Source organism: Paenibacillus terrae HPL-003, from assembly GCF_000235585.1.
GTDB classification, from domain to species: domain Bacteria; phylum Bacillota; class Bacilli; order Paenibacillales; family Paenibacillaceae; genus Paenibacillus; species Paenibacillus terrae_B.
In genome coordinates, this window is the sequence record NC_016641.1 from 6,073,197 (window position 1) to 6,083,395 (window position 10,199).

General features: G+C 47.3%; 10 protein-coding genes and 6 tRNA genes. 1 reads left to right on the plus strand and 15 read right to left on the minus strand.

Going from position 1 to position 10,199, the window contains the following annotated elements; genetic code table 11:
* Positions 1-5 precede the first annotated feature (5 nt).
* Positions 6-785, minus strand: a complete 780-nt coding sequence (locus HPL003_RS26890; protein ID WP_043922966.1) for a YetF domain-containing protein — start codon at positions 783-785, stop codon at positions 6-8.
* 206 nt (positions 786-991) lie between these two features.
* Between HPL003_RS26890 and HPL003_RS26895 the strand changes: the two genes are divergently transcribed.
* On the plus strand, positions 992-1,381 hold the full coding sequence (locus HPL003_RS26895) for a TIGR04086 family membrane protein (RefSeq protein ID WP_014282978.1): 390 nt from the start codon (positions 992-994) through the stop codon (positions 1,379-1,381).
* A 78-nt stretch (positions 1,382-1,459) separates the two neighbouring features.
* Here HPL003_RS26895 and yajC read toward each other — a convergent pair whose 3' ends face one another.
* The 14 genes from yajC to HPL003_RS26965 all read right to left on the minus strand — a co-directional run bounded on the left by yajC (position 1,460) and on the right by HPL003_RS26965 (position 10,180).
* Positions 1,460-1,795 carry a preprotein translocase subunit YajC gene (yajC, locus tag HPL003_RS26900; RefSeq protein WP_014282979.1) on the minus strand — a complete coding sequence of 112 codons (336 nt, stop codon included), beginning with the start codon at positions 1,793-1,795 and terminating at the stop codon, positions 1,460-1,462.
* Between the two features lie 34 nt (positions 1,796-1,829).
* Complete coding sequence (gene tgt / locus HPL003_RS26905) at positions 1,830-2,969, minus strand: tRNA guanosine(34) transglycosylase Tgt (protein ID WP_014282980.1); 1,140 nt, start codon at positions 2,967-2,969, stop codon at positions 1,830-1,832.
* Between the two features lie 20 nt (positions 2,970-2,989).
* The gene (gene queA, locus HPL003_RS26910; RefSeq protein WP_014282981.1) at positions 2,990-4,018 is read right to left on the minus strand and encodes a tRNA preQ1(34) S-adenosylmethionine ribosyltransferase-isomerase QueA; all 1,029 of its coding nucleotides are present in this window, start codon (positions 4,016-4,018) and stop codon (positions 2,990-2,992) included.
* A gap of 7 nt (positions 4,019-4,025) precedes the next feature.
* Positions 4,026-6,119, minus strand: a complete 2,094-nt coding sequence (locus HPL003_RS26915) for a SpoIID/LytB domain-containing protein (protein WP_014282982.1) — start codon at positions 6,117-6,119, stop codon at positions 4,026-4,028.
* 277 nt (positions 6,120-6,396) lie between these two features.
* Positions 6,397-7,404 (minus strand): Holliday junction branch migration DNA helicase RuvB, encoded by a 1,008-nt coding sequence (gene ruvB, locus HPL003_RS26920; RefSeq protein WP_014282983.1) that lies wholly within the window; start codon positions 7,402-7,404, stop codon positions 6,397-6,399.
* Positions 7,405-7,455: 51 nt separating this feature from the next.
* A complete protein-coding gene (ruvA, locus tag HPL003_RS26925; protein WP_014282984.1) occupies positions 7,456-8,070 on the minus strand; it encodes a Holliday junction branch migration protein RuvA in 615 nt (204 codons plus the stop codon).
* Positions 8,067-8,570: a crossover junction endodeoxyribonuclease RuvC gene (gene ruvC, locus HPL003_RS26930; RefSeq protein ID WP_014282985.1), complete on the minus strand. Its 504-nt coding sequence runs from the start codon at positions 8,568-8,570 to the stop codon at positions 8,067-8,069. The genes ruvA and ruvC overlap by 4 nt, the downstream gene beginning before the upstream one ends.
* A gap of 236 nt (positions 8,571-8,806) precedes the next feature.
* Positions 8,807-9,511 (minus strand): BofC C-terminal domain-containing protein, encoded by a 705-nt coding sequence (locus tag HPL003_RS26935; RefSeq protein ID WP_043922514.1) that lies wholly within the window; start codon positions 9,509-9,511, stop codon positions 8,807-8,809.
* A 118-nt stretch (positions 9,512-9,629) separates the two neighbouring features.
* Positions 9,630-9,703: transfer RNA gene (locus HPL003_RS26940), tRNA-Pro, on the minus strand.
* A 7-nt stretch (positions 9,704-9,710) separates the two neighbouring features.
* Positions 9,711-9,790: transfer RNA gene (locus HPL003_RS26945), tRNA-Leu, on the minus strand.
* Positions 9,791-9,803: 13 nt separating this feature from the next.
* A tRNA-Arg gene (locus HPL003_RS26950) sits at positions 9,804-9,880 on the minus strand.
* A 5-nt stretch (positions 9,881-9,885) separates the two neighbouring features.
* Positions 9,886-9,960: transfer RNA gene (locus HPL003_RS26955), tRNA-Gly, on the minus strand.
* Positions 9,961-9,995: 35 nt separating this feature from the next.
* Positions 9,996-10,071 (minus strand) — tRNA-Lys (locus HPL003_RS26960).
* A gap of 32 nt (positions 10,072-10,103) precedes the next feature.
* Positions 10,104-10,180: transfer RNA gene (locus HPL003_RS26965), tRNA-Asp, on the minus strand.
* Positions 10,181-10,199 lie beyond the last annotated feature (19 nt).

The following is a 10,199-nucleotide window of genomic DNA, read 5'->3' on the forward strand; positions in this document are numbered from 1 at the left end:
CAGGCTTAATCCAAGGATTCCCCGAAGGCCGGCGGCGTAATATATACATCGCCTTTATGGTTAACCGAGCACAAGAAAACATCCTTAAAATCTTTATGTCCTTGAGCTTGAATCTGATTTTTAAGCCAAAAACGGTTCATATCCATACGTTCCAAATTTCGATCCAGCACCTTGCCATCCATAATCAACGGAATGGGAAGACCTTCATATCTAAACTTCCCGCCGATTTGAGGCGAATGATGGACTTTATTCTCCTGTTGATCGTTGTTTGTCAAATTCGTTTGTCCTAAATTTTGTTTCTGCTTATCAGATTCACTATCTTCAACGTTATCATCTTTACGTATGACCGTGAGCTTGCCTGTCGTTTCCAAAATAACATATTCTACATGGTCCAAGCCTTCGATATTTTGTTCCCGAAGTTGTAACAGCAGATCATCTAAATTGTAGCGTTGCTTCAGCATTTCTTCCCTGTTTATTTGTCCATTGGAGAACAATACACTGGGCTTACCATCGAATAGCAGCCGCAGACGCCGACTTTTAAGACTGAAATACGAAATTCCGATCTGCAAAATCAGCAGCACGCCCAAAGGAATCAGCCCTTCATACAACGGACGTTTTATATCTTCCAAACTGAATACAGCGATTTCCGCAATCATAATGGATATCACGAGGTCAAAAACAGATAATTTTCCGATCTCCCGTTTACCCATTAAGCGCATAACCAGAAATACAATAAAATACATGAGCAACGTTCGAAATATATGTGCAAAAATATCGTGACCCAACATGTCGCCTCCTCTCCTGTACTTGCGACAAGACATTCGCCGTTCATTGTACACGTATTCTGACCGTTTCTCATATCAACCATACAAAAAAACAAAAGGTTAAATTATTCAAATAAAGACAAAGACTGCTTGCGACTTGGTACTAAGCCGGGAGGCTTGGCCATAGAATTATAATAGTCCAAACCTTGGTACAGGAGGAATTATCAATGGAGCTCATTCGCCGCTGGTGTTCGTTTCGTCTGGCCCATCCCATTTTATCCGGCTTGTTTTATGCTTTTGCATGGATGTTGCTTGGCGCATTTATCCTTTCGCTACTCTTGTGGCTGACACAGATGCAGGAACAGGATTTATCGTTGTATACGTACATCGTTCATGCATTCGCCATGGTATCCGGCGGCTTCGTCGCTGGTAAAAGATCCACGAACAAAGGCTGGTATCAAGGCGGTATTACAGGCATCCTATATGGGCTAATCGTGCTGCTGGTCGGTTTTCTGGCACTGGATGCAGGCATGAACGCCAAGGATCTTTTGCATCTGGGAATTGCTTTTATCATTGGAGCCGGGGGCGGGATGTTTGGGATTAACCTGAGCAGATAATCAAAATGTATGTGGCGAAACAACACAAAAAACCGAGCCCTTCTCAAAGGCTCGGTTTTTGCATGTTATGCCCATATGCTATGATTTGGAAACAACTTCCTCGGAAGCTGCATCTTTTGCAATCGCATTGCTGATCGCGCTGCGATCAAAGGTCAGCTTCGTAACATCATTCACACGCAAAACGACCACATCGTCCGTAATCTCCATAATTGTACCGTGAAGACCTCCGATTGTAATAACTTTATCGCCCTTTTTCAAGGCTTGAAGCATCGTTTGACGCTGCTTTTGTTTTTTCTGATTCGGACGAATCAGCAAGAAATAGAAGATTACAAACATCAGAGCCAGTGGCCAGATCATTTGAAAAAGTCCTCCAGTTCCACCGGGTGCAGCAGCAGCTGTAGCAAAATGAAACATGTTAAATCCCCCTTTCGTATACTCTCCCTAAAACTTAAAAACCTTTATCATTATCATGAAGACCGTACTGCTCAAAAAATTCGTCGCGGAAATCAAGCAGTCTGTCATCCATAATCGCTTGTCTGACATTGCGCATCAATTGAATTAAGAAATGCAAATTATGATACGTTGTCAGTCGGAGCCCGAAGGTTTCATCCGCTTTAATCAAGTGTCGTAAGTAAGCACGTGAATAATTACGACAGGTATAGCAATCACAAGCCGGATCAAGCGGGCCGAAATCTCTTGCATATTGGGCATTGCGAACAACAAGACGGCCTTGGCTGGTCATCGTTGTCCCGTTGCGAGCAATTCGTGTTGGAAGTACGCAATCAAACATATCCACACCACGGATAGCGCCTTCAATCAAGGCATCCGGAGAACCTACGCCCATCAAATAGCGTGGCTTGTTAGTGGGAAGCAAAGGAAGCGTATAATCCAGCACTTCATACATCAAATGCTTCGGTTCACCTACGCTCAGTCCACCAATAGCATACCCCGGGAAATCCATGGAAGTCAAATCCGCCGCGCTCTGCTTGCGCAAATCTTCATGCATCCCTCCTTGAACAATGGCAAACAACCCTTGATCATGAGGACGCGCATGCGCCTCCAGGCAGCGCTCAGCCCAACGGCTGGTGCGTTCCAACGACTTTTTCACATACTCATATTCAGCCGGAAAAGGAGGACATTCATCGAAGGCCATCATAATATCCGAGCCGAGCGAGTTTTGAATTTCCATTGCCACCTCCGGCGAAAGAAACTTCTTATCTCCATTCAAATGAGAGCGAAAATGAACGCCCTCTTCCGTAATTTTACGCATTTCACTTAATGAAAACACTTGAAACCCGCCGCTGTCCGTTAAAATAGGACGATCCCAGTTCATAAACTTATGCAGCCCACCCGCTTCACGAATAATATCGTGACCAGGACGAAGAAACAGATGGTACGTATTACTCAAAATAATCTGAGCATCCATCTCTTTCAGTTCCTCAGGACTCATCGTTTTAACTGTAGCTTGTGTTCCTACAGGCATAAAGGTTGGTGTTTCTATAACCCCGTGAGGTGTATGCACACGCCCAAGACGGGCTCCCGATTGCTTGCAGGTTTTAATATGTTCGTATCTTATTGCTGGTGCCATATTTTCTCTACCATCCTTAATTAATAAATGAACATTGCGTCCCCAAAGCTGAAAAACCGATATTCCCGGTCAATCGCCTCCTGGTAAGCATGCATAATATTCTCCCTGCCCGCCAGTGCGCTGACCAGCATAACCAATGTGGATTTAGGCAAATGAAAATTCGTAATCATCGCATCTACCACACGGAATTCATAACCTGGATAAATAAAAATCTGCGTCCAGCCGCTGCTGGCCTGCAATAGTCCGTCACCGAATGTATTGCCCACAGTCTCCAGCGTCCGACAACTGGTTGTCCCCACTGCCACGACTCTTCCGCCACGCGCTTTGGTTTCATTCAGCACATCTGCCGTTTCCTGTGACAACGAGTAATATTCTTCATGCATCACATGCTCTTCAATCGTATCCACAGACATGGGTCTGAACGTTCCTAAACCGACGTGAAGGGTGACAAAGGCAATGGAAACACCCTTTTCTCTAATTCGGTCCAGCAATTCCTCTGTAAAATGTAATCCTGCGGTTGGAGCCGCAGCTGAGCCTTCATGCCGGGCATAAACCGTCTGATAACGCTCACGGTCATCCAGTTGCTCCTTGATATACGGTGGAAGCGGCATTTGCCCAAGACGATCCAATATCTCCTGAAAAATACCTTCATATGAGAAGGAGAGCACTCTTCCGCCCATATCGCCTTCTTCCTCAATGACCGCCTTCAGCTCATCACCGAAAACGATGACCGCGCCCTTTTTCAACTTCTTGCCGGGTTTTACCAATGCTTCCCATCGGTCACCCTCCAGTTGTTTGAGCAGTAACACCTCGGCCTTAGCCCCCGTATCTTCCTTGATACCAAACAAGCGTGCAGGAATCACTCGCGTATCATTCAGCACCAGCGTATCGCCCGGTTGAAGATACTGCACAATATCTGAAAATGTATGATGACCCACTTCACCGCTCCCCTTGCTCAACGTCAGCAATCTGGAAGCACTTCGATCAAGCAAAGGCGTCTGTGCAATTAATGTTTCAGGTAATTCAAAATCGTAATCGTTTACGTTCATATATTGGTCAGTCCTTAACTATATCCACATTTTTGTAATAGTGTTGCAAAATTTTCTTGTAATCATACCCCTGATCAGCCAAACCGTTGGCTCCCCATTGTGACAAGCCCAAACCGTGACCATTCCCTTTGCCTGTAAAAATAAAGCTTTGCGTTTTGTCGATGACTCGCGCATGACGATCTTCATTCATGATGATCACCCCGTTACCACTGGAAGTGCTGCTCCCTGATGCCGACAGGATTGTAGTTCCCTGTGCACCATTTACATGAGTAGTAGCCCCATCAGCGCCTAATACAGTATAACTGCCAGTACTCGCAATATCAAACAGCGTGCTCGGCAATCCTCCCATCGCTGAACGATACATATCAGGATATTTCACCTTTAAGGGCGATCCGTTCGCTTCAACCTCCACCACTCGTCCAGACGGACCGCGTTTGGTGACATCGAGATGGTCAATAGTGGACGGTACTGTACCCGTTACTTTCCCTTGCAAGGATTTTACAAGCTGAGCGGCCGTAAAGGGTCCCCGCACCCATGCGTAGTCTCCAGATTGAGGCACCTTTTCCAGTACAATCATTTCTTCACCCGGTTGTGCCTTGGCTACTGCTGTCACAGTTGATTGAATTTGAGGAATGGGACGCACATTGGTATTTTCAGCAGTCACGGTGACCTTGTCTAGCCCCGCCTCTGTGACTCCCTCCAACTCCTTAACGTTATCTTCTCGGATATAGCCTGTTTTTCCGCTGGAGAGAAGCACGTGATACCACTCTTGTGCTCCTTTTTGCGCCGAAGTATCTCCAGAGCTATCTACGCTGGCAAACGCTTCGCCGCCACTGTTCCACACCTCGGAAGCATCCGCTGTAACGCCACCCGCATTGGATGAAAATACAGCTTCAACTACCTTGCCACCACTTTTAATCACTTCACCAGCGGTTGCATCTACAGCCTCGCTAACATTTGCATGCTCCGAGCCTTTGCCGTTATAAGCCTGGCTTAACGTTCCATCCACCACGTTACCGATCTGAAAACGATTGCCTTGGGCAAGCGCATAGCTGCGAGCCGCTACCGCTTGTGCCTTGAGCGCTTCATCCGGCCATGAGGAATAGACTTCAGCTCCTACCACGGAATACAAATACTGCTCCAACGGCACTTCGTTTACTAGCGCTAGCTGTCCTGACGTCATGCCAATCTCCATGTCTCCACGATATGTACGCTGTGATCTCTCAACCACCTGAATTCCATCGTTGCCTCCGTTGACCATAACCTTGCTATTATCAGAACCGCTCAGCACGTAATGAGTCATCACCTGAGAGCCTGTCGTTACTCCTGCTTCCTGTCTCACAATCAGTCCAGTTTGAGTAGCATTGACTTTAGAGAGGGTAAGTCGCGGTTGCTTGCTTTCCAGTTCTGTTTTCAAAGCGGACAACTTGCTGTCATTACTCTCTTCACCGATCCACACAGCATATTGACCTCTCGATTGAACTACGGTAAAAGCATCAAAACCTGCGGCAGCAATCGTCGTTCGGACGAGATTGGCCTCTTGCTCACTGCCATAGTTCCCTGTAGACCAATGCTTGTTCCCCGTAACTTCGGCCTGTGCTCCGGTTGCAGTAGAAATGCGCTGTACAGCGGCCTGCGCCGCCTGTTCACTCGCATATATTCCCGCATACACCTGATAGACAGAGCTACCGTTTTTCGAGCCAATAAAAACCGTCGGTTTATCATTGGTCTTCTGCAATACTTGAGCCGCTTTTATCGCAGCCGCTTCATTTCCTTCAAGTACCTTCACCCGATAGCTGTCTACACTAAAACGTGCTGTGCTGTCCGGAAGTCCCGTCCAGGCCTGAAAGCTGCCCCCACTGTTTTGTCCGACACTCAGCCCCCCTGATGATTTCAAGGTAACAGCAGGTGTAGTCGCTTTATATTTGCTGCCCAGATCCGCAAAGATCACTACACGAATATCCTCTTGGACGGCAGCGGCGTGAACAGTCGGAGACCAAGGCAGGCAAACAACAGCTATTACTATAGCCGCTGTTGCCCGTTTTGCCCGACCCGCCCATGTGCCGAAAATTGTGTTTGGATTCAACGCTTTTTCACTCATTTCTGGCTCCCCCATTTCTGGCTGTCATAGCACGCATACTGCATGATTTGGCGGGAACTTGACTCATACCTGTCCCTGTTAATACATCGGCGAAATACGCCTAAACTTGAACCCGCTCAAATCTTAATTCACGCACTCTCTTTTCTCATACCATCCATCTCGCAATATCATATTTGTCATAGCCGTGTAATCACGTTAAGAACTAATCTCAGCTACACTTTCCTGTGTATGAGCCGCTACTGCCTGCTCTCATGTGATAAAAGTACACACTCCCTGCTCAACGTGAATCCGTTGGCATGGGAATTCCGAGGTGAGCATAGGCCGCCGGAGTCACCATCCGTCCCCGCGGTGTTCTTTGCAGAAAGCCGATTTGCAACAAATATGGCTCGTACACATCCTCAATCGTCTGACTTTCTTCGCCAATGGTCGCTGCAATTGTATCCAATCCCACAGGTCCGCCACGGAATGAATGAATCATCGCCTTAAGCATTTTATGGTCAATTTCATCCAGTCCACGCGGATCAATTTGCAGTCTCTTCAACGCCTCTGCGGCCAACTCTGAATGTATAATACCGTCTCCTGCAACTTGGGCAAAATCACGCACCCTTTTTAACAGCCGATTCGCAATCCGTGGTGTCCCTCGTGAACGCAATGCAATTTCCTCAGCCGCATCTCCGACAATCTCAATCTCCATAATATCTGCGTTCCTTGATACGATGTAGGCCAGCTCGTCTGTCGTATAGAACTCCAATCGACTAATGACACCAAATCGGTCACGCAAGGGCGCAGAAAGCAGCCCAGCGCGTGTTGTAGCCCCTATAAGCGTAAAGGGCGGCAAATCCAGACGAACCGAACGCGCACTCGGGCCTTTACCAATCATAATGTCAAGCGCAAAATCTTCCATTGCCGGATACATGACCTCTTCCACCGTACGGTGCAAGCGATGTATCTCGTCAATGAACAAAACATCGCCCTCTTGAAGATTAGTCAGCAACGCTGCCAGGTCTCCAGGTCTTTCAATTGCCGGGCCTGAGGTTGTGCGTAAATTAACACCCAGCTCGTTGGCGATAATATTGGCGAGCGTCGTTTTGCCCAATCCAGGCGGACCGTACAGCAGCACATGATCCAGCGCCTCTTTACGCATCTTGGCCGCTTCAATATATATTTTCAAATTTTCTTTTACCTGATTTTGCCCGATATATTCATTCAGATAACGGGGGCGAAGGCTTAGCTCCGCCGTCTGGTCTTCCATCATCAAATTGGCGGAAATAATCCGGTCATCCATATTCCATCGCTCCTCCTTTTCACCAGACTTCTTTTAACGGACATCATCGTCCTATCCGGCAAACAACAGTTGCAAAGCCCGCTTCATCAAAATATCGGCGGATTCATCAGGTTTCGCATCTTTCTTCATTCTGCTCCATACCTTATCCAGCTCTGCATCTGTGTAGCCCAGCGCCTTAAGCGCTTCTCGTGCCTCGCTCCAATAGGAACCCTCGCCTTCTTCCACGACAGGCTCCGCAAACAATCCCGTCGCAATGCCGATTGAACCGATGCCGTCCAGCTTATCCTTCAAATCCAAAATCATGCGCTGTGCTGTCTTTTTACCGATACCCGGCAGTTTGGTGAGAAATGCGATGTTCTCCTGATAGATTGCCGTTACCACATGAGTAGGTGTACCGCCTCCCAAGATGCCTAGTGCCACACGCGGCCCAATTCCGGATACATCAATCAGCTTACGGAACAACTGCTGTTCCTCACGAGTCGCAAACCCGAACAATAAAATAGCATCTTCCCTTACATGATGATGAATATAAATGACAACAGGCCCTTCCTTTTTGGCAAAGGCATAAGGATTTGGACAAAACACCCGGTACCCGACACCCTGCACATCCAAAACGACATATTCATTTTCCAAGTGAGCCACGGAACCACGCAAGAAATCTATCATTTTCGCAATACCTCATTTAACTTTGAATTTAGTCCATATGAATGTGCATGACAAATAGCCACTGCCAAAGCATCCGCCACATCATCCGGTTTGGGCACAACTTGAAGCTTCAGAAACATTCTAACCATTTCCTGTACCTGCTTCTTCTCAGCCTTTCCATACCCTACAATAGCCTGTTTCACCTGCATAGGCGTATATTCCCCTATAGGCAGACCACGTTGTTTCGCAGCCAGCACCAGCACACCGCGCGCCTGACTCACAGACATTGCAGTTGTTACGTTACGATTAAAAAAAAGCTTCTCCAGCGCTACCGCATCAGGCTTATATTTATCAATCAATTGCAGCATGCCTTCATACACATGAAGCAACCGCTCTTCTTCCGGTGTATGGGCCTCCGTCTGGATGCAGCCATATTGAACAGGAACCACCTTACTGCCAATCTTGTCTACAAATCCAAAGCCCACAATTGCAATACCCGGATCAATTCCTAGAAAACGCAAAAAAATCTCTCCCCTATCGCCAAAAATACGACGTTAACTAGCCACCAACGATCAATATCGAAACCATAATCATTGCCAAATACTAAACAAAGCGAACATATGTGTCGTTCATTTCATTATAACAAAACTTTGCATCTAATAGAGTAAAAAGTTTAACTCTAAGTTCAGCACAAAAAAAGAGACGTTGTACGCCTCACCCCCCGGGCAAAGCCTACACGCCTCCCTCTTGCATGTAATCAATATTGCTGCTTCAATACCCGCTGTGTTCGTTCCACTGCAAAATCACCAAAAGTAGAAATCACGCTGTTGTATTCGTTCATATCCTGCACACGGATTCCCTGCCGGAGCTGCTCATACACTCCCTCAGGCAGAGCTGTCTCCATTGATCCCACATCCAGCTGAAAGAAAGTCCGAATTACTTTTTCTTTTTTAGGCGGTCCTTCAAACAAAGTAAGCTGTCCATCCATACTAATACCCATGTAGGCGTGCTGTTTGCATAACTCCGACAAATCCTCTACCTTACGCTCCAGCCACACTTCGCCCCTAGAATTTAACCGTCCCTTCCAATCGGGATGCTGCTTCAGCAAACTCTCTAACTGCTGCGAACTTAACGTTCCCAAGGAAAGTGTCTCTGTGCCGCACACATAGGTAGTTAACAAATGAGTCTTTCTGCTGATGCCCGAAGCACGGATACTTTGTAATACCTGCACCTGCGAGGAATGCACTTCGGCCGGATTCGTGTAAGAAGGCTCCTCCGTATCAACTTCCGCCATAGCGGTAACAGCAAGGGGCTGTGACAGCATCGTCTGCATATGACGTGAAAACAGGATACCTAAACCTGCCAGCAAACAAGACGATCCAAAAATAGTACAGGCCCACACCGTTCTTCTCCACTGCTTCCAGCGTCGTTTAATGTGTTTTTTCCAACCTAATCGCTTCACAGTAATCCCTTCCGTCCCACTTTTTGTGTTAGTGTGACCTGACGATTACTGATTTATACAAAAAAAGACAACAAATACAACAAAAAAAGCCGCTTCTTCAAGCGACTTTCCTTTTGAATCGGGATGACACGATTTGAACATGCGACCCCCTGGTCCCAAACCAGGTGCTCTACCAAGCTGAGCTACATCCCGGAATACATGCCGGTGAGAGGACTCGAACCTCCACGGTTTCCCTCACGATTTTGAGTCGCGCGCGTCTGCCAATTCCGCCACACCGGCTTATGAAGTTAAATGGCGCGCCCTGAGAGATTCGAACTCCCGGCCTTTTGATTCGTAGTCAAACGCTCTATCCAGCTGAGCTAAGGGCGCAAATATGGAGCGGACGACGGGAATCGAACCCGCGACCCTCGCCTTGGCAAGGCGATGCTCTACCGCTGAGCCACGTCCGCAATACAATGATATCCATGACATATAAGTTCATGAATGGTGAGCCATGAAGGACTCGAACCTTCGACACCCTGATTAAAAGTCAGGTGCTCTACCAACTGAGCTAATGGCTCCCAACAGGGTAGTATAACTTTTTTTAAAAAAATGGCGGAACTGACGGGATTCGAACCCGCGATCTCCTGCGTGACAGGCAGGCATGTTAGGCCTCTACACCACAGTTCCAAAAGGCATTTCCTTAAGG

Coding starts and splice junctions, on each gene's coding strand:
- HPL003_RS26895 (WP_014282978.1), top strand. CDS start 992: ATGGAGCTCATTCGCCGCTGGTGTTCGTTTCGTCTGGCCCATCCCATT.
- yajC (WP_014282979.1), bottom strand. CDS start 1,795: ATGTTTCATTTTGCTACAGCTGCTGCTGCACCCGGTGGAACTGGAGGA.
- tgt (WP_014282980.1), bottom strand. CDS start 2,969: ATGGCACCAGCAATAAGATACGAACATATTAAAACCTGCAAGCAATCG.
- queA (WP_014282981.1), bottom strand. CDS start 4,018: ATGAACGTAAACGATTACGATTTTGAATTACCTGAAACATTAATTGCA.
- HPL003_RS26915 (WP_014282982.1), bottom strand. CDS start 6,119: ATGAGTGAAAAAGCGTTGAATCCAAACACAATTTTCGGCACATGGGCG.
- ruvB (WP_014282983.1), bottom strand. CDS start 7,404: ATGGATGACCGGATTATTTCCGCCAATTTGATGATGGAAGACCAGACG.
- ruvA (WP_014282984.1), bottom strand. CDS start 8,070: ATGATAGATTTCTTGCGTGGTTCCGTGGCTCACTTGGAAAATGAATAT.